Below are 21,423 nucleotides of genomic sequence, written 5' to 3'. Positions count from 1 at the left end.
TACCGACGCTTCGGGCATCACACGTCACCCCACCCGTCATCCTGACGAAAGTCAGGATGACGGTAACCAGGCTCATTCCCGCCTTTGCCAGACAATGCTTGAGGCATCCCCCCCCGCCGCGTATAGCCCTGACAAAATTATAAACAGACATCCGCGCGTCCGTGATATCGGGTTCGCTATAAACCGGGGTCAAGAACAACGATGCGCAAGATGGGGATGAGAGGATTTGCGATGGCAGCGGGGCTCGCACTGGCGAGTCTCGGTGGTGTCGCCGGACATGCGGCCCAGCCAGTGGGCCAGCCAGCGACACCGCAGGCAGCGGCGGCGCCGGGCGGCGTATCCAACACCGCGCCGACCACGTCGGCCGCGACGCCGACCGCCAACCCGTCCAGCCCCGAACTCGCGATGGACGGCGCCCCCGCGATGACGGCCAAGCCGATGATCGGCCAGCCGACCGACGGCCTGTTCGGGCTCCAACCGCAGGTGACGAAGAACGGCCAGTTCGCCCACTGGATGCACAATTCGATCCTCGTGCCGACGATCACGATCATCTCGCTGCTCGTGCTCGGCCTGCTGTTCTGGGTGTCGTTCCGCTATCGCCGGGCGCGCAACCCGGTGGCGTCGAAGACGAGCCACAACACCTTTATCGAGATCATCTGGACGCTTGCGCCGGTCGTGATCCTCGTCCTGATCGCAGTCCCCTCGATCGGGCTGCTCCAGGCGCAGTTCAAGCCGGCGCCGTCGGGTGCCGTCACGCTCAAGGCGATCGGCAACCAATGGTATTGGACGTACCAGTATCCGGACAATGGCGGCTTCGAGATCACCGCCAACATGCTGAAGGAAAAGGGTGAGGTCGCCGCCGGCGAACGCGCCCGCACCGCTGCCGACGGCCCCAAGCTGCTCGCCACCGACAACCGCATCGTCCTGCCCGTCGGCGTGCCGATCCGCCTGATCACGACGTCGAACGACGTGATCCACAGCTGGGCGGTCCCGGCGTTCTGGATCAAGCTCGACGCGATCCCGGGCCGCCTGAACGAGACGAGCTTCACGATCGACAAGCCCGGCCTGTATTTCGGCCAGTGTTCGGAACTGTGTGGCGCGCGCCATGGCTATATGCCGATCGCGGTCGAGGCGGTTCCGCCCGCGCAATATGCCGCCTGGGTTCGCGCCAAGGGCGGCACGATGCCGACCCCCGGCAAGGCCTCCGACAAGGTCATTCCGCAGCCCGGCGCCGACGGCTCCGCGGCGAAGGTCGAGGAGGCTGCCGAGACCGCGAACGCGACCGGCCCTGTTGGGAACGTGACAACCGCAGCCCCCGCAACGACGCAGGGCGCCACCTCAAACCCGGCCGGCGCCGGCAACGCGGGACTCTAAGATGACCGACACCGCTCTCAACCCGTCGGCGTTCGTTTCGCACGAGGCGCACGACCATCATCACGACACCGATCACAAGCCGGGTTTCTTCGCGCGCTGGTTCATGTCGACCAACCACAAGGACATCGGCACGCTGTACCTGATCTTCGCGATCGTCGCGGGGATCATCGGCGGCTCGGTCTCGGGGCTCATGCGCGCCGAGCTCGCGCACCCCGGTATCCAGTATCTCCAAGGCTGGGCGTCGATGCTCCACGGCGGCAGCGCCAGCCTCGATGAATCGCTCCATCTCTGGAACGTGCTGATCACCGCGCACGGCCTGATCATGGTGTTCTTCATGGTGATGCCGGCGATGGTCGGTGGTTTCGGCAACTGGTTCGTACCGATCATGATCGGCGCGCCCGACATGGCGTTCCCGCGCATGAACAACGTGTCGTTCTGGCTGCTGATCCCCGCCTTCACCCTGCTGCTCGCCTCGCCGTTCTTCGGCGGCGCGGGCAATGGCTGGACGCTCTACGCCCCGCTCTCGACATACGGCGAGCCCGGACCGTCGACCGACATGGCGATCCTCGCGCTCCATCTCGCGGGTGCGTCGTCGATCCTCGGCGCGATCAACTTCATCACGACGATCTTCAACATGCGTGCACCCGGCATGACGCTGCACAAGATGCCGCTGTTCGTGTGGTCGATGCTCGTCACCGCGTTCCTGCTGCTGCTCGCGCTCCCGGTCCTTGCGGCCGCGATCACGATGCTGCTGACCGATCGCAACTTCGGCACCACCTTCTTCGATCCGGCCGGCGGCGGCGATCCCGTCCTCTACCAGCATCTGTTCTGGTTCTTCGGCCATCCCGAAGTCTACATCATGATCCTGCCGGGCTTCGGCATCGTCAGCCAGATCATCTCGACGTTCAGCCGCAAGCCCGTCTTCGGCTATCTCGGCATGGCCTATGCCATGGTCGCGATCGGCGTGGTCGGCTTCGTCGTGTGGGCGCACCACATGTTCACCACCGGCCTCAGCGTGAACACCAAGATGTACTTCACCGCCGCGACGATGGTCATCGCGGTGCCGACCGGCATCAAGATCTTCTCGTGGATCGCGACGATGTGGGGCGGATCGCTCACCTTCAAGACGCCGATGGTATGGTCGATCGGCTTCATCTTCATGTTCACCGTCGGCGGCGTGACCGGCGTGGTGCTCGCCAACGGCGGCATCGACGACTACATGCAGGACACCTATTACGTGGTGGCGCATTTCCACTACGTGCTGAGCCTTGGCGCGGTGTTCTCGCTGTTCGCGGGCTTCTACTACTGGTTCCCGAAAATGTCGGGCAAGATGTACAACGAGTTCCTCGGCCAGCTGCACTTCTGGGTGTTCTTTATCGGCGTGAACGTGATGTTCTTCCCGATGCATTTCCTGGGTCTGCAGGGCATGCCGCGCCGTATCCCGGACTACACGCCGCAGTATGAGCATTGGAACACGGTCGCCTCGGTCGGCTACATGATCATGGCCGCAGGCATGGTGGTGTTCTTCGTCAACCTGATCTGGTCGATGATCGCGGGCAAGCCGGCCGGCGACAACCCCTGGGGCGACGGCGCGACGACGCTGGAGTGGACGATCTCCTCGCCGCCGCCGTATCACCAGTTCGAAACGCTGCCGAAGATCGACTGACGATGCGAGGCGACGTAGCGTACGCTACGCGCCGGTGCGCAACGCGCACGCATCCGCTCGGCCGGCGCGGCTCGCCGCGTCCGACGACACGGGACTTGCTCCCGTGTCGGGGCCAGCCAGAAAAGAGAACGCCTCGGGGAAACCCGGGGCGTTTTTTGTTGTACGACCATCCCCCGCCCCGCCCCCCAAACGCCGTCATCCCAGCGAAAGCTAGGATCTCCCATTGCGACTCCGACCGCGCGTCAAACTGGAGACCCCAGCTTTCGCTGGGGTGACGATATGTTTCTGACACCATCCCTCATTCACCATTCCAAAGGACAATCGCGCTAATCCGCCTTCATGCCGAGCGCGCCACCCCCAGTCCGTCCCGACGCACCATCCGGCATCCCGCGCGCCACCTTCGCGCTCCTTGCCGCGTTCGCCGCGTTTGCATTCACGATCATCGTGCCGACGGCCCTTCGCGACGGCGACACCGGCTGGCACCTCGCGACCGGCGCGTGGATCGTCGCGCACACGCGCGTCCCGAGCGCCGACCCGTTCTCGTTCACTGCCCTCGGCCGCCTCTGGGTCGCGCACGAATGGCTCTCCGAACTGGCGATGTACGGGAGCTATCGCGCCGCCGGCTGGAGTGGCCTGATCATCCTGATCGGCACCGCGATGGCCACGCTGTTCGCGATCGTCGCGTACGAGATCCGCCGCTGGCTCAGCCCGCGCGCCAGCATCGTCGCGCTGCTGATGCTCGTCACCGGCCTACTCCCGTCGCTGCTCGCCCGACCGCACATCCTGGCGCTGCCGATCCTCGCCACCTGGCTGATCGTCCTGCTGCACGCCCGCGAGCGCGGCAGAGCGCCACCGCTCGGTGTCGCGCTGGTGATGCTGGTCTGGGCGAACGCGCATGGCAGCTTCGTGTTCGGCCTAGCGCTCGTCGGCGTGTTCGCTCTCGAAGCACTGGTCGCCGCCGCCGCGTACGATCGTCGCCGAGTCGTCCTCGGCTGGGGCGCATTCGGCGTAGCTTGCGCGGTCGCCGCCACCGCGACGCCGGCCGGCATCGACGGTCTCGTCTTCCCGTTCTACGTCGATCGTCTCAAGCTGCTCGCGCATCTCAACGAGTGGCAACCCGCCGACTTCGCGACCTTTTCCGGGTTCGAGGCGATCCTGCTCGCCACGCTCGCGGCCCTGCTCCTGCGACCGGTACGCATCCCGCCGATCCGCCTGCTCCTGATGCTCGGCGTCCTGCACCTCGCTCTCCAGCATACCCGTCAGGAGATCGTCCTCGTGGTCGTCGGCATCCTGGTCCTGGCAGAACCGCTCGGCAAAGCTTGGTCCGCGAAGACTGCGCCCTCTGAAACGTCCCGCCGCGAGAGTCGATCGATCGGCATCCTCATTCTGCTGCTCGCGATCGGCCTCGCCGGCTACCGCATCGCCGTGCCCGTAGTACGCGGGAACAGCGCCGGTATTCCCGCCACCGCACTCCGCCATCTGCCGCCGTCGCTGCGCAGTCAGCGTGTCTTCAACGAATACGGCTTTGGCGGGTCGCTGATCTTTGCCGGCATCCGCCCCTATATCGACGGCCGTTCCGACATGTACGGTGACCCGTTCACGCTCGACTATTTCGCGATCGCCGGCGGCGACACCGCCCGCTGGCGCGCCGCGAACGCACGCTGGCAATTCGGCTGGACGATCCTGCCGCCACGCTCGCGCCTGGTCCGCATACTCGACCACGATCCCGCGTGGCAGCGTATCTATGCCGACGACGTCGCGGTGATCCACCGCGCGCGTCCGCGGGGCTAACCGCCGGACATGCTGAAGCTTTGCGCACCACGTCGCAAACGCGTATAGCGTAGCCGAACCATGACTCCTGCCACTCCCCTTCTCCCACCGGCGCATTGGCGCGATTTCCTTGCGCTGACCAAGCCACGCGTGATGACGCTCGTCGTCTTCACCGGATTGTGCGGGATGCTCGCCGCGCCCGTCGGCGTGCATCCGGTGATCGGCTTCACCGCGATACTCTGCATCGCGCTCGGTGCGGGCGCCGCGGGGGCGCTCAACCAGTGGTACGAATCGGATATCGACGCGGTCATGCGACGCACGGCAAAGCGGCCGCTGCCCGATGGCCGGATGGACCGCCAGGCGGCGTTGCATTTCGGCGTCGGGCTCGGCGCGTTCTCGGTGCTGTTCATGGGGTTCGCGGTCAACGCGGTGGCCGCCGCGATCCTGACCGTCTCGATCCTGTTCTACGTGCTGGTCTACACCGTCTGGCTCAAGCGCCGCACGCCGCAGAACATCGTCATCGGCGGTGCCGCGGGCGCGTTCCCGCCGCTGATCGGCTGGGCGGCGGCGACCGGCGACATCGCGCTGCTGCCGGTGCTGCTGTTCCTGTTCGTGTTCCTGTGGACGCCGCCGCATTTCTGGGCCCTCGCGCTGTTCATGAAGAGCGATTACGCCGCCGCGGGCGTGCCGATGCTCCCCGTCGTCTCCGGTGAGCGCACCACGCGGACGCAGATCGGACTCTACACGATCCCGATGGCCGCGGTCGCGATCCTGCCCTGGCCGCTCGGGCTGACCGGCGCGATCTACGGCATCGCGGCGGTCCTGCTCACCGGCTGGTTCGCGCTGCTCGCCATCCGCGTCGCCAAACGCACCACGCATGCCGACGATGCGATGAAACCGGAGAAGGCCTTGTTCAAATACTCGATCCTGTATCTGTTCGTGATGTTCGGCGCGCTGGTCGTCGACCGGTGGTTCGCATGACGCCCTCAGACCCCCATCAGGCCGACCTGATCCGCAGCCGCCAGCGCGGTCGCGCGCGCGTGATGGCGCTGCTGCTCGGCGCCTTCGTCATCCTCGTCTTCGCGATCTCGATCGCCAAGATCCGCGCGGGCATGCCGCACTGATGGCCGGCTGGAAGGCCATGTCGCGCACCAACCGCACCGCGGCGCTTGCGGTGCTCTTCATCTGTTTCATGACCGGGCTCGCCTGGGCCAGCGTGCCGCTCTACCGCCTGTTCTGCTCGGTCACCGGCCTCAACGGCACGACGCAGCGCGGGCTGACGGCGCCGGGCGCGGTCGATCACCAGATCCGGGTCGATTTCGACACCAATGTCAGCCCCAAGCTGCCGTGGAAGTTCGCGCCCGAGAATCGCTCGGACACGATCGCGATCGGCGCGCGCGACATGGCGTTCTTCACGGCGACGAACACCTCGACCAAGCCGCTCACCGGCACCGCGACGTTCAACGTCCAGCCGGCGCAGGCCGGCAAGTATTTCACCAAGATCCAGTGTTTCTGCTTCACGCAGCAAACGCTCAAGCCCGGCGAGACCGCGCGGATGCCGGTGATCTTCTTCGTCGATCCGAAGATCCTGACGGACCCGGACGCGGCAGACATCCAGACGATCACGCTCAGCTACACGTTTTACCCGGTGGATTCCGCGAAAAACGCAAGCTAGGACGGGCGCAAAGAGAATAGGGGAGTTCCATGGCCGGCGCGAAAAACCACGAGTATCACATCCTACCACCCAGTGTCTGGCCGCTGGTCGGATCGATGTCAGCGCTGATCATGGCGGTCGGCGGCGTCATGTGGATGCACGGTGGCCATATCGACAAGCCCAATGGCGGCGGCTGGATCTTCTTTATCGGCCTCGCCGGGCTGCTGTTCACCTTCTACAGCTGGTGGGCGCAGGTCATCAAGGAAGCGCATGCGGGCGATCACACCCCCGTCGTCCAGCTGCATTTCCGCTACGGCATGATCCTGTTCATCGCCTCCGAGGTGATGTTCTTCGTCGGCTGGTTCTGGGCGTTCTTCGACTTCTCGCTGTTCCCCACCGCGATGACCTATGCCGATGGCAGCGTCACGCGCGCGGTCGAAGGCGGCGCGGCGATGATCGCGCAGTGGCCGCCAAAGGGCCTGACGGTCATCAACCCGTTCGAACTGCCGCTGCTCAACACGCTGATCCTGCTGACGTCCGGCACCACGGTGACCTGGGCGCACCACGCGCTGATCCACAACCAGCGCGGCGGCGAGAAGACCGGGCTGTGGGGGATGATCGGCGTCGGCAACCGCGATGGCGTTCTCAAGGGGCTGTGGCTCACCGTGATCCTCGGCGTGCTGTTCAGTGGCATCCAGGCGTATGAGTATGTCCACGCGCCGTTCCCGTTCAAGGGGATCAACTATGGCGCGGCGTTCTTCATGGCGACCGGCTTTCACGGGTTCCACGTCGTCATCGGCACGATCTTCCTGATCGTCTGCCTCGTCCGCGCGTATCGCGGCGATTTCACGCCCCGCCAGCATTTTGGCTTCGAGGCGGCGGCCTGGTACTGGCATTTCGTCGACGTCGTTTGGCTGTTCCTGTTCGTCACCGTCTATGTCTGGGGCGGCTGGGGCGCCCCCGTCCACGGCGGTTGAGCTTTTACGGGCCCCGTTCCGGTAGGCACCACCCCGGCGAAGGCCGGGGGCCAGTTGGCAAGGTTGTAGTAACGAAGCGCCGTCCTCCGTTGGCAACGTCCCCCAACTGGGCCCCGGCCTCCGCCGGGGTGGTGGCCTTTGCTGGTAAGATACTGTCCCAAGACAAATGTCGCACCCGCCCCTTGTTCTCTCGCGAAGGCGGGAGCCTAGTCTGGATCCCCGCCTTCGCGGGGACACATCCGACCGAGGCGCTGACCGCATGACGCAAGCCCCCTACCCGCTGGCCACCGCCCCCACGATCGCGCAGGTCGCGCTCAAGGGGCTGTGCCCGCGCTGCGGCAAGCCTACCCTCTTTGCGAAATGGTCCATCTTCGCCGACCGCTGCCCGAATTGCGGCCTCGACTTCTCCAAGTTCAACGTCGGCGACGGCCCCGCCGCGTTCCTGACGTTGATCCTCGGCGCGGTCGTCGTCGCGCTCGCGATCACGCTGGAACTCAAGGTCCACCCCCCACTTTGGCTGCACATGCTGATCTGGATCCCCTTCACCGCGGGTGGCGTCGTCCTGTCGCTCCGCGCCGCGAAGGGTGCGCTGATGTCCGCCGAGTATCGCAACGCCGCGCGTGAGGGCAAAATCGAACCGTGACCCGTCCCTCGCCGCGTATCCCCGTCATCCCCACGATCCTCGTCACGCTCGCGATCGCGGCGATGATCGGCCTCGGCCTGTGGCAACTCCTCGACCGGCTTCCGAAAAAGGAGGCGTTCCTCGCGCAGCTTGCCGCCAACCCCGCCAAGCCGCCGATGGCGTTCCCGCGCCTCCCCGACGAGACGCTCCTGTTCCGCCGCGCCTCGGGGCTCTGCCTCCAGCCGACCGCCATCACGCTCGCCGGCGCGGGCAAATCCGGCTTCCGCGCGATCGCGCAGTGCCGGACCGGCGCCGAAGGACCCGGCATGATCGTCCAGCTCGGCACCACGCGCGATCCGATGGCCAAGATCGTCTGGACCGGTGGCCAAGTCTCCGGGTTCATCAGCCACGCGCCCGACGGCCGTTCGCTGATCGGATCGCTGTTCGATCACACCCCGCAGCGTCTGATGCTGGTCGCGGACACGCCACACGCGGGCCTTTCACCCAACGGCCGGCCCGACATCGCCTCGGTCCCGAACAACCATCTCGCTTACGCGGGCCAGTGGTTCTTCTTCGCCGCCATCGCCGCGATCATTTATGTCCTTGCGATAGCCAAGCGGCGCAACCTTGTGTCGAAAGCCTCGCCCCGCTAACCGGCTGGCCATGCGTTACATCAGCACCCGCGGTTCCGCCCCCGTCCTCGATTTCGAAGCCGCGACGCTCGCCGGTCTCGCCTCCGACGGCGGCCTGTACCTGCCCGAGGCCTGGCCGACGATGACCCGCGACGAAATCGCGGCGCTCGCCGGCCTCTCCTATGTCGACACCGCGGTTGCGGTGATGGCGCCGTTTGTCGGAGACGCGATGACGCGCGAGGAACTGAAAGCACTTTGTGAGCAGGCCTATGGCCGCTTCTCGCACGCCGCAGTCGTCCCGCTGGTCCAGCTCGACCACGACCAGTGGCTGCTCGAGTTGTTCCACGGCCCGACGCTCGCGTTCAAGGACGTCGCGCTCCAGTTGCTCGGACTCTTCTTCGAACGCTTCCTCGCAGGCACGGACAAGCGGCTGACGATCGTCGGCGCAACCAGCGGCGACACCGGCTCGGCCGCAATCGACGCGGTCGCGGGGCGCGCGGGCATCGACATCTTCATGCTTCACCCGGTCGGGCGGATCTCCGACGTGCAGCGCCGCCAGATGACTACGGTGCTCAGCCCCAACGTCTACAACATCGCCATCGAAGGCAGCTTCGACGACGCGCAGGCACTGGTGAAGGCGATGTTCAACGACCGCGCCTTCTCGACCAAGTTCGCGCTGTCTGCGGTGAACTCGATCAACTGGGCCCGGCTGATGGCGCAGGTGGTGTATTTCTTCTACGCCGCGGTCCGCCTCGGCGCGCCCGATCGCGCGGTCGCGTTCGCAGTGCCGACCGGCAATTTCGGTGACGTGTTCGCAGGCTATGTCGCGGCGCAGATGGGCCTCCCCGTCGCCAAGCTGGTCGTTGCGACCAACGTCAACGACATCCTCCACCGCGCGCTGAGCACCGGCGATTATTCGAAGGGCGGCGTCCAGCAGACCCCGACCCCGTCGATGGATATCCAGGTCAGCTCCAACTTCGAACGGCTATTGTTCGATCTCGGCGGCCGCGACGGCGCGGCGTTGGCGACGCAGATGGCGGGGTTCGAATCGTCGGGTGCGATGCGCCTCACCAACGCGCAGTCGCAGGGCGCCGCGGCGCTCTTCCAGAGCGACCGTGTCGACCTCGACGACATGACGCTCGCCATGCGCTGGGCGCACGAACATGCCGGGCAGGTGATCGACCCGCACACCGCGATCGGCCTCGCCGCGGCGCTGCGCCTCGACGTACCCGCGGGCGTCCCCGTCGTGACGCTCGCGACGGCGCACCCCGCCAAGTTCGGCGACGCCGTCGAGCGCGCCACCGGCGTCCGTCCCTCGCTTCCCGCGCGCGTCGGCGACCTGTTCGACCGCGAGGAACGCTACGCGACGCTCCCCGCCACGTTCGAGGCGATCACCGCGTACATCACCGAGCGCGCGAGGCCGTCGGCATGAAGCTCGAAACGCTCATCGGCGAACCCTGGGCGGATTACGGCCTGATCGATTCAGGGAACGGCAAGAAGCTCGAACGCTATGGCCGCTTCCGCTTCATCCGCCCCGAACCGCAGGCGATGTGGGCGCCCGCCTCGACCGACTGGACGGCGCAGGGGGAATTCGTCCCCGGCTCCGACGAGGATGGCGGCGGCCGCTGGGAATTTGCCGAACCCGTCCCCCGCGAGGGCTGGACGCTCAAGTGGAACGAGGTGTCCTACACCGCGCAGACCACCCCGTTTCGCCATCTCGGCTTCTTCCCGGACATGGCGCCGGTGTGGAGCTGGATGCGCGAGCGCGTGGCCGGACTCGACTCGCCCGAATGCATGAACCTGTTCGGCTATACCGGCGTCGGCACGCTGGCGATGGCGACCAAGGGCGTTCGCATGGTCCATGTCGACGCGTCGAAGAAGTCGGTCGAGGCGGCCAAGGCCAACGCCAAGCTCTCGGGCATGGCCGACGCGCCGATCCGCTGGATGACCGACGACGCGGCGAAGTTCGTCGCGCGCGAGGTTCGGCGGGGGCGGCGGTATGACGGGATCCTGCTCGATCCGCCGAAATACGGGCGCGGGCCTGAGGGCGAGGTGTGGCGTCTCGAGGAAGACCTGCCCAAGCTGATCGCCGACTGTCGCAAGCTGCTCGACGAGAATTCGCGGTTCCTGTTCCTGACGGTGTACGCGGTGCGGATGTCCGCGCTGGCGATCGGCGAATTGCTCAACCAGGTGTTCGCGGACCTGCCGGGCAAGGTTGAAGTCGGTGAGTTGGGCGTTCGCGAGGAAGCGCGCGGGCTGACTCTGCCGACCGCGATCTGGGCCCGCTGGAGCCGCTGAGGCCGCTCTAGCGGCCACCCCGGCGAAGGCCGGGGCCCAATTGGAGAGGTCGGCGTGACGAAGGGCGGTCCTCCGTTTGCTACGTCCCCCAATTGGGCCCCGGCCTTCGCCGGGGTGGTGGTTTGTGGAACGATAGAGATCCACGCTGGCCCGCCGTTCCCCCGCGAAGGCGGGGGTCCGGGCGCCAGGAACGACACCGCTTGCAACCCTGAGCCCCCGCCTTCGCGGGGGAACAAGACAAGACGTCAGCCGGGGATCTGCTGCGAGATGCAGTGGAAGCTGCCGCCGCCCGTCAGGATATGATCCGCGCGCTGCCCGACGACCTCGCGGTCCGGGAACAGCGCCTGAATCGCCAGCACCGCAGCCGCATCGTTCTCAGCCCCGTACAACGGCACCACCACCGCGGCATTGCCGATGTAGAAGTTCATGTAGCTTGCCGGCACGACCTCCTCGTCGCGTAGCACGCGGCCCGGCGACGGGATCGTCACGACGTCCAGCCCGGCTGCCGCAGCATCGCGCGCGGCGTTCTGGTAGACCTGCCAGTTCGGGTCGTTGTCGGTCGCCTTCGGGATTGCCACACGTCCCTCGCCGACGAACCGCGCGAGGTTGTCGACATGCCCGTCGGTATGATCGTTGACCAACCCGTCCCCCAGCCAGACGACGCGCGTATAGCCGAGATCGGACGCCAGCCGCGCCTCGATCTCCTCCTTGCTCAGCGAAGGATTGCGGTTGTGGTTGAGCAGGCACTGCGCCGTCGTGACCACCGTCCCGGTACCGTCGCCGTCGATCGCGCCCCCTTCGAGGACCCACGCACACGCCTCGACCCGCTTGTGCCGGCTCGCCGCCAGCCGCTGCCCGATCGTATCGTCACCAGGCAGGTCGTATTTCCCGCCCCAGCCATTGAACTGAAAATCGCGCGCGCTGCCGTCGCCGACGATGATCGGGGCGGTATCGCGCAGCCAGATGTCGCCGAACGGCTCGACCACCACCTCCGCGAACGGCGCGAGCCGCTTGGCAGTGGTCGCCGACCCGACATCCGCCGCGACCAGGATTACCGTCTCGCCGCGGCCCTCGGCATGCACCGCCTTAGCGAACGCGACGACTTCGTCACGCGCGGGTTCCAGATCGTCCAGCCACAGGTCCGCATGGCTCGGAAAACCGATCCAGACGGCCTTGTGGTGTGCCCATTCTGCCGGGGTAGTCGTCGTGGTCACTTACTTGGCTCCTGCGCGATCGCGGTCACGAATGCCGCGGAATTCGGCGCTCTTATACCAGTTCGGCCACAGACTGGTATCATCCGCGAGCTTGCGCCCGAGACCGTAATAGATGCCCAGATCCTCGACCGCGCCCGACCAGTCCCATTTGGCGTCATATTCGTCCGCGGGCTTGTGATAGCGATGCGCGACATAATCCTCGCGCGCGGCATGCCCCGCCGCGGTCCCGCCGACGACCAGATCCTCGCCGCTGCCCCCGTCGAGCATCGGCACGCCCAGCTTGGCAAAGCTGAAATGATCCGACCGGTAATAGCCGCCGCGCTCGGGGTTCGCCTCGACACCGATCACGCGCCCCTTGGCGGCGACGAACGGCTTCACCAGATCCTCGATCTCCGACTTGCCCGCGCCGGCGAACACGAAGTCCTTCGCGCGGCCATCGACGTTGAGCACGTCCATGTTCACGCCGCCCACCGTGTGCGCCAGCGGGTAGATCGGATGCTCGGCATAATAGCGCGAGCCGAGCAGCCCCGATTCCTCCGCCGTCACCGCGAGGAACGCGATCGAGCGCTTGGCCGGCCCCGCCTTCACCTGCGCCTCGGCGAGCGCGACCAGCCCGGCGATACCCGTCGCATTGTCCGCAGCACCGTTGCAGATGTCGTCGCCCTCGACCGCGTCGCAGCGGCCGAGATGATCCCAATGCGCTGAATACAGCACATAGTCGTCGGGCGCAGTCTTGCCCGGCAGCACGCCGATGACGTTCTTCGACGCCTGCCGCCTGATCGTGTTGTCGAACCCGCCGCCAAACTTCAGCCCGAGCGGGACCGCCTTGAACCCCTTCACCTTCGCCGCCGCCGCCAGCGTCGCATAGTCCTTGCCCGCGCTCGCGAACACACGCTCGGCGGCCGGCTTCTGCATCCAGCCGACAATCTGCGACTGGTCGAGATGATCGCCCTTCTCGTCCAGCTCGAGCTGCGGCCCGGTCCAGGACGACTGCACCACCGCCCACGGATACGCCGCCGGCTGGGTATCATGGACGATGATTGCCGCCGCCGCGCCGTGCTTGGCGGCGTTCTCGAACTTGTACGGCCAGCGCCCGTACCACGTCATCGCACGCCCCTCGAACGGCCCCTCGCGCGACATCGTCTGCCAGTCCGCGTCGTTGATGAGGATGACGACGGTCTTCCCCTTCACGTCGGTGCCCGCATAATCGTCCCAGCCCTTTTCGGGCGCGGTGATGCCGTAGCCGACGAACACGACGTCGCTGTTCGCCACGCTCGATTTCGGCGCGACACGGTACGTGCCTGCGACCATGTCGGTGCGATAGGCGAGGCTGACCGGCGCCTTGCCGCCGGTGAAGCTGAACGGCGCGACGTTGCCGGCGGTGATCTCGACCATCGGTACGTCCTGCGTCCACGACCCCTTGTTGCCGGGCTTGAGCCCCGCCGCCTTCATCCGCTCGACGATATACGCGACCGTCTTGGCCTCCGCGGGCGTGGTCGGCGCGCGGCCTTCATACGCGTCCGACGACAGTACCTGCGTGACGGTCTTCAACGTCTCGACGGAGATGGCCGGCGTCGGAATCGAAGGCGTTTGCGCGGACGCGGCGGTCCCGAGCAGCAACAGAGACAGGATAGCAGCGCGCATGGTCATTTCCCCAATGAGTTGCGCGGGTTCTGGCAAAGGTAAGCGTTCCTGTCCATGCACCGAAACGGCGCAACGAAAAAGGGCGGCCCGACAGGACCGCCCTTTTTGTCTCGGATCAGCGTCATGGCAAAGCCATGACGTCGGACGTCGCCTGAGCGACGCCGGCGGAGCCGAACCTCTGCTCGTTCTCTTCGCTTAGCGCGAATAGAACTCGACGACGAGGTTAGGCTCCATCTTCACCGGGTAAGGCACTTCGTCGAGCGTGGGCACGCGCGTGAAGGTGATCTTGGCCGCGCCATCGGGGGCGACGTAATCGGGGATTTCGCGCTCGGCGAGGCTCTGGGCTTCCATCACCAGCGCCATTTCCTGCGCCTTCGAACCCAGCGTGATCTCGTCGCCGACGAAGCAGCGACGCGAGGCGATGTTGCACTTCACGCCGTTGACGCGGATGTGGCCATGCGAAACGATCTGGCGCGCCGCGAAGATCGTCGGCGCGAACTTGGCGCGGTAGACGATCATGTCGAGACGCTGCTCGAGCAGGCCGATCAGGTTCTGCGAGGTATCGCCCTTCATGCGCGATGCCTCGTGGTAGCACGCGCGGAACTGCTTCTCGGTCACGTCGCCATAATAGCCCTTGAGCTTCTGCTTGGCGCGCAGCTGGATACCGAAATCGCTGACCTTGCCCTTGCGGCGCTGGCCGTGCTGGCCCGGGCCGTATTCGCGCTTGTTGACCGGCGACTTGGGGCGACCCCAGATGTTCTCGCCCATACGGCGATCGAGTTTGTACTTCGCGCTTTGACGCTTCGACATGATAAAACCTTTGCAAATGCAAACAACGTTGGTCCCGGTATCGCTCTGCTGGTCGTCGTTAGACAAGGCAGGGCCACCGCTTCACCGGGGTGCAGGGCCATTGCGAAGGCGGGCGCCTAGACGGAGGGCGGGCCAGAGTCAAGCTGGACAGGCTGCGGGCCGCTCGGCAAGAGACGCGCATGACCATCCTATCCGGCCCCGACTGCACCACCATGACCGAAGTCCGCGCGGGCGTCGACGCGCTCGACCGCGAGCTCGTCGCGCTGCTGGCGCGCCGCTTCGCCTATATGGACGCCGCCGCGCGCATCAAGCCCGAACGCGGCCATGTCCGCGACGAGGCGCGCAAGACGCAGGTGATCGACAATGCCCGCGCCGAGGCGGTGCGGCTGGGGTTGCCGGACGCGGTGATCGCGGATCTTTGGGAGGGGTTGGTCGAGGCGTCGATCGCGTATGAACTGGCGGCGTTCGACCAGCGCTGAGCCTTCCCACGGACGCCTCCCCCCCACCCCGTTCGTGCCGAGCGAAGTCGAAGCACCCTCACTTGGGGCACGCCCTTCGACTTCGCTCAGGGCGAACGGAAGAGGGGGTGCTCATCGAAGATCAAGCCCGCGGCTTCTTCCCCGCCAGCGACGACAGCACCCCGCGGAACGTGCGAACCTCCTGGCTCGACCAGCCCGGCTTGGTCAGCAGCGTGCGCAAAGTCCGCCGCGTCGACTGCATCTTTTCGGGGAGATGGAAAAACCCTGATCCCACCAGCATCGCATCGAGCTGCCCGATCATCCCGTCGAGCTCCTCCTGCGGTGCGGGCGGCAGGATTGGATTGATCGACGGCTGGCTGAGCTCGCGCTCGGCGGTCAGCCCCTTCGACCATTCATAGGCGACGAGGATCACCGCCTGGGCGAGATTGAGCGAGCCGAATTCAGGGTTGATCGGCACCGTGATGATCGTCCGCGCGACCGCGACGTCGTCGGTTTCGAGGCCGGAGCGCTCGGGCCCGAACAGGATGGCGGAGCGGCCGGGCGCGGCGTGGATCTCGGTCGAGGCCTGCTCCGGGGTGACGACGGGCTTGGTCACGCCGCGCTTGCGCACGGTGGTGGCGAAGACCTGCGCGCAGTCGGCGGTGGCGGCGGCGACACTGTCATAGACCTGCGCGTTCTGGAGCACGATATCCGCACCGCTTGCGGCCGGGCCGGCGGAAGGGTTGGGCCAGCCGTCGCGCGGCGAGACGAGACGCATCTCGGTGAGCCCGAAATTGAGCATCGCGCGTGCGGCCTTACCGATGTTTTCGCCGAGCTGGGGGCGGACGAGGACGATCACGGGGGGTGGGGCGGCGTCCGCCAAGGTGCTTCGACTTCGCTCAGCACGAACGGGGGGAGGGAGTGAGGCATCAATGGCGGTTGGTGGTGCGACACCCTTCCCTCCCTCCGTTCGCCCTGAGCGAAGTCGAAGGGCCCGTTCCCTCGGGAGAATGGCCGCATCGTGCGGATCCGCCCAATCCTGACGCGCGAGCGCTTCCTTCTTGCGCCGCGACCACCCCTTGACCTGGAACTCGGCCGCGAGTGCCTCCTGCCGCGATGGAAATTCCTGGCTCCACATCAGCTCGACCGGGCGTCGTGTCTGCGTGTACCCAGGAATCTCGCCAAGGTTGTGCTGACCGATCCGGCGCTCCAGATCGTCAGTGTGTCCGGTGTAATAACTGTCGTCGGCGCAGCGCACCACATAGGCCCAGAATGTCATTCGCGGGGCTTATCCCTCGATACGCCGTCTCGACAAGCTCGACGTCTACTCGGGACGAACGGAAGTGGGGTGACGAGCCCGATGACGTAGCGTGGAGTGACCGCGCGGCTGGGTCGATGAGCGCCGGGCCTCACGCCCACCCACTCTTTCCAACCCGTTCGTCCCGAGTAGCGATCGAGCGAAGTCGAGAGCGCGTATCGACGGACAAGCCCGGATCACTCCGCCCGCCCGACCTCCTCGACACTCCCGGCAAACGCCTCGAAGTCCTTTGCTTCGCTGAAATCGCGATACACGCTGGCAAACCGAATATACGCGACCGAATCGAGCCCCTTGAGCCCGTCCATCACCATTTCGCCGATCCGCTTCGACGTGACGTCGTTTTCACCCAGCGTCTCCAGCCGCCGCTGGATTCCGCTCACGAGCTTGTCGATCCGCCCCGCCTCGATCGCCCGCTTCCGGGTCGCGATCGACAGCGACCGCAGCAGCTTTTCGCGATCGAACGGCTCCCTGCGCCCCTCACTCTTCAATACGAACAGCTCGCGCAGCTGGATGCGCTCGAACGTCGTGAAACGCGCGGCGCAGCCCTCGCACTGGCGCCGGCGCCGGATCGCCGCCCCGTCTTCGGTGGGGCGGCTGTCCTTTACCTGGCTGTCGTCATGTCCGCAAAAGGGGCAGCGCATTCAGACCTTCTTCTTGCCCTTGTAGTAGGCGTAGCCCGCGCCTGCGAGCGCACCGAAGATCGGCCCGATCACCGGCACCGGGATCGCGACGACCGCGCCGAGCGCGCTCCACTTGGCCATGCTCTTGCCGAGGCCGGGGGTCGCCTTGATGTCGTTCTGGATTTCGTCGATCTTCGACATGCTCATCATCCTTGATAGATCGGGAAGCGCGCGCACAGGGTGCGAACACGCGTCCGAACGTCCGCTTCGACCTCCGGGTCCCCATGCTCGCCCTTTTTCGCGAGCCCGTCCAGCACGTCGGCGACCATGTTGCCGATCTCGCGGAATTCGGCCGGACCGAAGCCGCGCGTGGTGCCGGCAGGGCTGCCGACGCGGATGCCGCTGGTCTTCATCGGCGGCAACGGGTCGTTGGGGATGCCGTTCTTGTTGCAGGTGATCCCCGCACGCTCGAGCGCCTCGTCCGCATCGCGCCCGGTGATGCCCAGCGGGGTGAGGTCGATCAGCGCCAGATGCGTGTCGGTGCCGCCCGAAACGACGTCCGAACCGCGCTCCTTGAGTGTCGCCGCGAGCACCTTGGCGTTCTCGACGACGGCCGCAATGTAGCTCTTGAAGTCGGGCTGGAGCGCCTCGCCGAACGCGACCGCCTTCGCCGCGATCACATGCATCAGCGGCCCGCCCTGGAGACCCGGGAACACCGCCGAGTTGATCTTCTTCGCGATGGCCTCGTCATTCGTCATGATCATGCCGCCGCGCGGCCCGCGCAGCGTCTTGTGCGTGGTGGTGGTCACGACATGCGCGTGGCCGAACGGCGTCGGGTGCAGCCCGGCTGCGACGATCCCGGCGAAATGCGCCATGTCGACCATGAAATACGCACCGACCTTGTCCGCGATCGCCCGGAAGCGCGCAAAGTCGATGACGCGCGGATAGGCCGAACCGCCCGCGATGATCAGCTTTGGCTGATGCTCGACCGCCAGCGCCTCGACCGCGTCATAGTCGATCAGGTGCGTGGTCGCATCGACGCCGTACTGGATCGCGTTGAACCACTTGCCCGACTGCGCGGGCTTGGCGCCGTGCGTCAGATGGCCGCCGGCATCGAGGCTCATGCCGAGGATCGTGTCGCCGGGCTTGACCAGCGCGAGCATCACCGCGCCATTCGCCTGCGCGCCCGAATGCGGCTGGACGTTGACGAACCCGCAGCCGAAGATCTGCTTGGCGCGCTCGATCGCGAGCGTCTCGACCGTGTCCGACGGCGCGCAGCCCTGGTAATAGCGCTTGCCGGGATAGCCTTCCGCATATTTGTTGGTGAACACCGAGCCCTGCGCCTCGAGCACCGCCTTCGAGACGATATTCTCGGACGCGATCAGTTCGATCTGCGTCTGCTCGCGCTCGAGCTCGGCCTCGACGCCGGCGAACACGGCGGCATCGGCATCGGCGAGGCCGCGGGTGAAGAAGCCGTCCGGCTGGACGTCATGGAGCGTAGTGGGCTGGGTGCTCATGCGGGGACCTTTAGCTTGTCGACACGGAGTTGATGACGGCCGCCGGCGAAGTCGGCGGTCAGGAAGGCTTCGACGCAGGCCTTGGCCATTTCCTCGCCGATCAGGCGGGCGCCCATCGCGATGGCGTTGGCGTCGTTGTGCACGCGCGCAAGGCTCGCCGACAGCGGCTCTGAGACGAGCGCGCAGCGGCAGGCGGGGTTGCGATTGGCGGCAATCGAGATCCCGATGCCCGACCCGCACAGCGCGATGCCGCGCTCCGCGCTGCCATCGGCGATCGCCGAGGCGAGCTTGAACCCGTAATCGGGATAATCGACGCTGGCGGTGCCTTCGGGGCCAAGGTCGAGCACGTCGTGCCCTGCCTCGCGCAGCCACGCGGCAAGCACCGCTTTCAACGAAACGGCGGCGTGATCGGACGCGATGGCGATGCGCACCTGGCGTAATCCTGTGACGGGGGATCGGGTGCCCAGCCCCATACCCACCCAGGGCGGAATTTGCCACACCTGTTCGCGGGGGCGTGATAGACGGGCGCATCCCAACCAACGCCGTCATCCTGACGAAAGTCAGGACCCAGGGTTACAGGGCACGACACTGATTGGCTCTGGGTCCTGACGTTCGTCAGGATGACGGCGGGAACAGAAATCGGCGCCAAGTGCCGATCGTCCTTAAGGAGACGCGCCATGAAACCCCTCGCCCTGGTTGCCGCCGTCGCGCTGACCGCCTGCTCCGGCCCCGCGCCCGACACCAGCAGCGACGGCACCATGACGTCTGTCGGATCCGTCGAGCGCAAACTGGTCCCGCCAAAGCCGAAACCCGCGCCCGACTATACCGGCCGCTGGATCGGCGTCGAAGGCATGGTTCTCGACATCACCCGCACGACCACCCCCGGCCGCTACACGCTTGCGATGCAATGGGACCTCGACAACAAAGGCACGTTCGACGGCATAGCGAGCGGCGACACGATCACGTTCGATCGCGGCGGCATCCGCGAAACCCTGCGCCCCACCAACGGCGACGCGACCGGACTCAAATATCTGTTCGGCAAAACCGACTGCCTCACCGTCAAACCCGGCGAAGGCTATTGCCGCGACGGGCTCAGCCGCTAGGCTCCTCTTCGTGACCAGAGCTTATCCAGACGCAGATGCCGCCCGCGCGCACCTCTCCGAGGTGCTGTTGCGTACCGGCCAGGAGGATCGCGACGCGTTTCGCGAACTCTATTCGCTGACCAGCGCGAAGCTTTTCGGCATCACCCACCGTATCTGCGGCAACGCCCAAGCCGCGGAGGATGTGCTGCACGAGGTCTATCTCACGATCTGGAAACGCGCCGGGGCCTGGGAACCCGGGCGCGCGAGCCCGATAACCTGGTTGGCGACGATCGCGCGCAACCGCGCCATCGACTGGCAGCGCGCGCAGGGCGTCCGCCGCACGAGCCCGCTCGACGATGCGCCCGACATCGCCGATCCCGGCGAAGGCGCCGAGGCGGGGATGCTGGCAAGCGAATCGTCGCGCGAACTGATCGAATGCCTGAACGGGCTCGAACCACAGCAACGCGACGCCATCCGCACCGCGTTCTTCGACGGCATCACTTATGCCGAACTCGCGATCAAGCGCGCCGTGCCGCTGGGCACGATGAAGAGCTGGGTCCGCCGCGGCCTCGCCCGACTGAAGGATTGCCTCGATGGCTGATCCCGACGCTATCCCGGAAGACGTCGCCGCCGCCGAACTCGCGCTCGGCCTGCTCGACGGCGAGGAGCGCGGCGCGGCACTCCGCCGCGTGCTCGCCGAGCCAGGTTTCGCGGCCCAGGTCGAATGGTGGCGGTCGCGCTTCGCCGCGTTGTTCGATCTCTGGCCGGAGCACGCGGCGCCGCCGCGTCTCGCCACGCGGATCGAGGCCAGCCTCGACGGTCCGACGGCCACCACGCCCCGCCGTTTTCCGTGGCCCGCGCTGGCCGCCATCACCAGTGCGATCGCCGCGTCGCTGCTGCTGTTCGTCATGGTCCGCCCCGAGCCGACCGTGCCCGTCTCGCAACCGACCCCGGTAGCGCGCGCGACCAGCGTGCTCGTCGCGATGCTCGGCGATGCGAAGTCGCCCGTCGCCGCGGTCTATGATCCCTCGAACGGCGCGCTCCGCGTCGCCGCCGGCCCCGGCGTTCCGGACGCGCGCGTCGCGGAGCTGTGGGTCATCGGCGGCGACGGTGTGCCGCATTCGCTCGGTCTATTGTCGGGCCGTCCGACCGCGCTGGCGCCGAACGTCGTCGACCGCGGCCGCATAGCGCCCGGCGCGACGCTCGCAATCTCGGTCGAACCGCTCGGCGGCTCGCCGACCGGGCTGCCGTCCGGTCCGGTCGTCGCGACCGGTGTGGTCGCACGCGTCTGATGCCCGTGCGACCTGCCGCCGGCGGCGGCATTCCGCCTATCGCGCGGCTGCTCGGCCTGAGCGGCCTACTCCCGCAACTCGGGGCGGTTGCGCTGTTGCTGAGCGGTGATCCACAAAGCCGCTACGCCGCGCTGGCGATCGCCTATGCCTATGCCGCGATCATCCTGAGTTTCCTCGGCGGCCTGTGGTGGGGCCTCGCCGCGCGCACCGACTCACCCCCGCGCTGGCTCTGGTTCGCCAGCGTCGCGCCCTCGCTGATCGCGCTCATCACCGCCTGGCCCTGGATGGTCGGCCTGCGCTGGCCCGGCCCCTCGCTGGTCGTGCTCGGCCTCAGCCTGATAGCCGCGCTGTGCGTCGACCGCGCGCTGGTCCGCGACGGTATCGCCCCGCCCGGCTGGATGGCGTTGCGTGTGCCGCTGTCACTCGGGTTGGGCGTGCTCACGATGCTCGCTGCGGCGTTCTGACGATTCGCGAG

24 protein-coding genes are annotated in these 21,423 nt (G+C 66.7%); 16 read left to right on the top strand and 8 right to left on the bottom strand.

Features of this window, described 5'->3' with window-relative positions:
- Window positions 1-231 precede the first annotated feature (231 nt).
- The 11 genes from coxB (at window position 232) to ASE88_RS00575 (ending at window position 10,993) form a co-directional block, all read left to right on the top strand.
- Window positions 232-1,374, top strand: a complete 1,143-nt coding sequence (gene coxB, locus ASE88_RS00620) for a cytochrome c oxidase subunit II (RefSeq protein ID WP_235527600.1) — start codon at window positions 232-234, stop codon at window positions 1,372-1,374.
- Between the two features lies 1 nt (window position 1,375).
- Window positions 1,376-3,040, top strand: coding sequence for a cytochrome c oxidase subunit I (gene ctaD / locus ASE88_RS00615; protein WP_055882103.1), 1,665 nt, complete (start codon window positions 1,376-1,378; stop codon window positions 3,038-3,040).
- A gap of 339 nt (window positions 3,041-3,379) precedes the next feature.
- A complete protein-coding gene (locus tag ASE88_RS00610; protein ID WP_056474181.1) occupies window positions 3,380-4,831 on the top strand; it encodes a hypothetical protein in 1,452 nt (483 codons plus the stop codon).
- Window positions 4,832-4,891: 60 nt separating this feature from the next.
- Window positions 4,892-5,791 (top strand): heme o synthase, encoded by a 900-nt coding sequence (locus tag ASE88_RS00605; protein WP_055882109.1) that lies wholly within the window; start codon window positions 4,892-4,894, stop codon window positions 5,789-5,791.
- Window positions 5,788-5,934: a hypothetical protein gene (locus ASE88_RS19150; protein WP_200910116.1), complete on the top strand. Its 147-nt coding sequence runs from the start codon at window positions 5,788-5,790 to the stop codon at window positions 5,932-5,934. Before ASE88_RS00605 ends, ASE88_RS19150 begins: the two co-directional genes overlap by 4 nt.
- Window positions 5,934-6,485, top strand: a complete 552-nt coding sequence (locus ASE88_RS00600) for a cytochrome c oxidase assembly protein (protein ID WP_055882112.1) — start codon at window positions 5,934-5,936, stop codon at window positions 6,483-6,485. Before ASE88_RS19150 ends, ASE88_RS00600 begins: the two co-directional genes overlap by 1 nt.
- Before the next feature lie 29 nt (window positions 6,486-6,514).
- Complete coding sequence (locus ASE88_RS00595) at window positions 6,515-7,441, top strand: cytochrome c oxidase subunit 3 (RefSeq protein ID WP_056474178.1); 927 nt, start codon at window positions 6,515-6,517, stop codon at window positions 7,439-7,441.
- Window positions 7,442-7,700: 259 nt separating this feature from the next.
- Window positions 7,701-8,084, top strand: a complete 384-nt coding sequence (locus ASE88_RS00590) for a DUF983 domain-containing protein (protein WP_056474175.1) — start codon at window positions 7,701-7,703, stop codon at window positions 8,082-8,084.
- The gene (locus tag ASE88_RS00585) at window positions 8,081-8,716 is read left to right on the top strand and encodes an SURF1 family cytochrome oxidase biogenesis protein (RefSeq protein WP_414893209.1); all 636 of its coding nucleotides are present in this window, start codon (window positions 8,081-8,083) and stop codon (window positions 8,714-8,716) included. The genes ASE88_RS00590 and ASE88_RS00585 overlap by 4 nt, the downstream gene beginning before the upstream one ends.
- Before the next feature lie 10 nt (window positions 8,717-8,726).
- The gene (thrC, locus tag ASE88_RS00580) at window positions 8,727-10,127 is read left to right on the top strand and encodes a threonine synthase (RefSeq protein WP_056474172.1); all 1,401 of its coding nucleotides are present in this window, start codon (window positions 8,727-8,729) and stop codon (window positions 10,125-10,127) included.
- On the top strand, window positions 10,124-10,993 hold the full coding sequence (locus tag ASE88_RS00575) for a class I SAM-dependent methyltransferase (RefSeq protein ID WP_055882124.1): 870 nt from the start codon (window positions 10,124-10,126) through the stop codon (window positions 10,991-10,993). The genes thrC and ASE88_RS00575 overlap by 4 nt, the downstream gene beginning before the upstream one ends.
- A gap of 245 nt (window positions 10,994-11,238) precedes the next feature.
- On the opposite strand, the gene ASE88_RS00570 is transcribed toward ASE88_RS00575, so the two are convergent.
- From ASE88_RS00570 to rpsD, 3 genes are all read right to left on the bottom strand, one after another.
- Window positions 11,239-12,207 carry an agmatine deiminase family protein gene (locus ASE88_RS00570; protein ID WP_056474168.1) on the bottom strand — a complete coding sequence of 323 codons (969 nt, stop codon included), beginning with the start codon at window positions 12,205-12,207 and terminating at the stop codon, window positions 11,239-11,241.
- Window positions 12,208-13,851 carry a M28 family peptidase gene (locus tag ASE88_RS00565; RefSeq protein WP_056474384.1) on the bottom strand — a complete coding sequence of 548 codons (1,644 nt, stop codon included), beginning with the start codon at window positions 13,849-13,851 and terminating at the stop codon, window positions 12,208-12,210.
- 195 nt (window positions 13,852-14,046) lie between these two features.
- The gene (rpsD, locus tag ASE88_RS00560) at window positions 14,047-14,661 is read right to left on the bottom strand and encodes a 30S ribosomal protein S4 (RefSeq protein WP_055882130.1); all 615 of its coding nucleotides are present in this window, start codon (window positions 14,659-14,661) and stop codon (window positions 14,047-14,049) included.
- Between the two features lie 179 nt (window positions 14,662-14,840).
- Here rpsD and ASE88_RS00555 point away from each other — a divergent pair, with 179 nt between their 5' ends.
- A complete protein-coding gene (locus tag ASE88_RS00555) occupies window positions 14,841-15,140 on the top strand; it encodes a chorismate mutase (protein ID WP_056474165.1) in 300 nt (99 codons plus the stop codon).
- Between the two features lie 121 nt (window positions 15,141-15,261).
- Here ASE88_RS00555 and ASE88_RS00550 read toward each other — a convergent pair whose 3' ends face one another.
- The 5 genes from ASE88_RS00550 to rpiB all read right to left on the bottom strand — a co-directional run bounded on the left by ASE88_RS00550 (window position 15,262) and on the right by rpiB (window position 19,005).
- On the bottom strand, window positions 15,262-16,398 hold the full coding sequence (locus ASE88_RS00550; RefSeq protein ID WP_082466008.1) for a TrmH family RNA methyltransferase: 1,137 nt from the start codon (window positions 16,396-16,398) through the stop codon (window positions 15,262-15,264).
- A gap of 215 nt (window positions 16,399-16,613) precedes the next feature.
- Window positions 16,614-17,078 (bottom strand): transcriptional regulator NrdR, encoded by a 465-nt coding sequence (gene nrdR, locus ASE88_RS00545; protein ID WP_056474163.1) that lies wholly within the window; start codon window positions 17,076-17,078, stop codon window positions 16,614-16,616.
- Window positions 17,079-17,258, bottom strand: a complete 180-nt coding sequence (locus ASE88_RS00540) for a hypothetical protein (protein ID WP_055882487.1) — start codon at window positions 17,256-17,258, stop codon at window positions 17,079-17,081. It lies immediately after the preceding gene.
- Window positions 17,259-17,263: 5 nt separating this feature from the next.
- Window positions 17,264-18,574, bottom strand: a complete 1,311-nt coding sequence (locus ASE88_RS00535) for a serine hydroxymethyltransferase (protein WP_056474161.1) — start codon at window positions 18,572-18,574, stop codon at window positions 17,264-17,266.
- Window positions 18,571-19,005, bottom strand: coding sequence for a ribose 5-phosphate isomerase B (gene rpiB, locus ASE88_RS00530; RefSeq protein ID WP_056474158.1), 435 nt, complete (start codon window positions 19,003-19,005; stop codon window positions 18,571-18,573). Before rpiB ends, ASE88_RS00535 begins: the two co-directional genes overlap by 4 nt.
- Before the next feature lie 246 nt (window positions 19,006-19,251).
- On the opposite strand from rpiB, the gene ASE88_RS00525 reads away from it, so the two are divergent.
- Genes ASE88_RS00525 through ASE88_RS00510 form a run of 4 tightly spaced genes read left to right on the top strand, consistent with a single transcriptional unit; the run spans window position 19,252 to window position 21,412 of the window.
- Entirely contained in the window at window positions 19,252-19,677 is a 426-nt protein-coding gene (locus ASE88_RS00525) for a hypothetical protein (protein ID WP_056474155.1), read from the top strand.
- Window positions 19,678-19,687: 10 nt separating this feature from the next.
- Window positions 19,688-20,257, top strand: coding sequence for a sigma-70 family RNA polymerase sigma factor (locus ASE88_RS00520; protein WP_055882152.1), 570 nt, complete (start codon window positions 19,688-19,690; stop codon window positions 20,255-20,257).
- Window positions 20,250-20,948, top strand: a complete 699-nt coding sequence (locus tag ASE88_RS00515) for an anti-sigma factor domain-containing protein (protein WP_055882155.1) — start codon at window positions 20,250-20,252, stop codon at window positions 20,946-20,948. The genes ASE88_RS00520 and ASE88_RS00515 overlap by 8 nt, the downstream gene beginning before the upstream one ends.
- Window positions 20,948-21,412 carry a DUF3429 domain-containing protein gene (locus ASE88_RS00510; RefSeq protein ID WP_056474153.1) on the top strand — a complete coding sequence of 155 codons (465 nt, stop codon included), beginning with the start codon at window positions 20,948-20,950 and terminating at the stop codon, window positions 21,410-21,412. The genes ASE88_RS00515 and ASE88_RS00510 overlap by 1 nt, the downstream gene beginning before the upstream one ends.
- The last annotated feature ends 11 nt before the right edge of the window (window positions 21,413-21,423 follow it).

The organism is Sphingomonas sp. Leaf38, assembly GCF_001421825.1.
Lineage (GTDB): Bacteria > Pseudomonadota > Alphaproteobacteria > Sphingomonadales > Sphingomonadaceae > Sphingomonas.
Note: the sequence above shows the minus strand (reverse complement) of the source record. Positions and strands in the feature narration are given on the sequence as shown.

What these genes read in the sequence shown, in the direction of transcription:
- ASE88_RS00590 (WP_056474175.1), top strand. Translation starts at nt 7,701, where the DNA reads ATGACGCAAGCCCCCTACCCGCTGGCCACCGCCCCCACGATCGCGCAG.
- ASE88_RS00575 (WP_055882124.1), top strand. Translation starts at nt 10,124, where the DNA reads ATGAAGCTCGAAACGCTCATCGGCGAACCCTGGGCGGATTACGGCCTG.
- ASE88_RS00510 (WP_056474153.1), top strand. Translation starts at nt 20,948, where the DNA reads ATGCCCGTGCGACCTGCCGCCGGCGGCGGCATTCCGCCTATCGCGCGG.
- ASE88_RS19150 (WP_200910116.1), top strand. Translation starts at nt 5,788, where the DNA reads ATGACGCCCTCAGACCCCCATCAGGCCGACCTGATCCGCAGCCGCCAG.
- coxB (WP_235527600.1), top strand. Translation starts at nt 232, where the DNA reads ATGGCAGCGGGGCTCGCACTGGCGAGTCTCGGTGGTGTCGCCGGACAT.
- ASE88_RS00535 (WP_056474161.1), bottom strand. Translation starts at nt 18,574, where the DNA reads ATGAGCACCCAGCCCACTACGCTCCATGACGTCCAGCCGGACGGCTTC.
- ASE88_RS00555 (WP_056474165.1), top strand. Translation starts at nt 14,841, where the DNA reads ATGACCATCCTATCCGGCCCCGACTGCACCACCATGACCGAAGTCCGC.
- ASE88_RS00540 (WP_055882487.1), bottom strand. Translation starts at nt 17,258, where the DNA reads ATGTCGAAGATCGACGAAATCCAGAACGACATCAAGGCGACCCCCGGC.
- rpsD (WP_055882130.1), bottom strand. Translation starts at nt 14,661, where the DNA reads ATGTCGAAGCGTCAAAGCGCGAAGTACAAACTCGATCGCCGTATGGGC.
- ctaD (WP_055882103.1), top strand. Translation starts at nt 1,376, where the DNA reads ATGACCGACACCGCTCTCAACCCGTCGGCGTTCGTTTCGCACGAGGCG.
- ASE88_RS00550 (WP_082466008.1), bottom strand. Translation starts at nt 16,398, where the DNA reads ATGACATTCTGGGCCTATGTGGTGCGCTGCGCCGACGACAGTTATTAC.
- ASE88_RS00565 (WP_056474384.1), bottom strand. Translation starts at nt 13,851, where the DNA reads ATGCGCGCTGCTATCCTGTCTCTGTTGCTGCTCGGGACCGCCGCGTCC.
- thrC (WP_056474172.1), top strand. Translation starts at nt 8,727, where the DNA reads ATGCGTTACATCAGCACCCGCGGTTCCGCCCCCGTCCTCGATTTCGAA.
- ASE88_RS00600 (WP_055882112.1), top strand. Translation starts at nt 5,934, where the DNA reads ATGGCCGGCTGGAAGGCCATGTCGCGCACCAACCGCACCGCGGCGCTT.
- ASE88_RS00605 (WP_055882109.1), top strand. Translation starts at nt 4,892, where the DNA reads ATGACTCCTGCCACTCCCCTTCTCCCACCGGCGCATTGGCGCGATTTC.
- ASE88_RS00610 (WP_056474181.1), top strand. Translation starts at nt 3,380, where the DNA reads ATGCCGAGCGCGCCACCCCCAGTCCGTCCCGACGCACCATCCGGCATC.
- ASE88_RS00595 (WP_056474178.1), top strand. Translation starts at nt 6,515, where the DNA reads ATGGCCGGCGCGAAAAACCACGAGTATCACATCCTACCACCCAGTGTC.
- nrdR (WP_056474163.1), bottom strand. Translation starts at nt 17,078, where the DNA reads ATGCGCTGCCCCTTTTGCGGACATGACGACAGCCAGGTAAAGGACAGC.
- ASE88_RS00525 (WP_056474155.1), top strand. Translation starts at nt 19,252, where the DNA reads ATGAAACCCCTCGCCCTGGTTGCCGCCGTCGCGCTGACCGCCTGCTCC.
- ASE88_RS00515 (WP_055882155.1), top strand. Translation starts at nt 20,250, where the DNA reads ATGGCTGATCCCGACGCTATCCCGGAAGACGTCGCCGCCGCCGAACTC.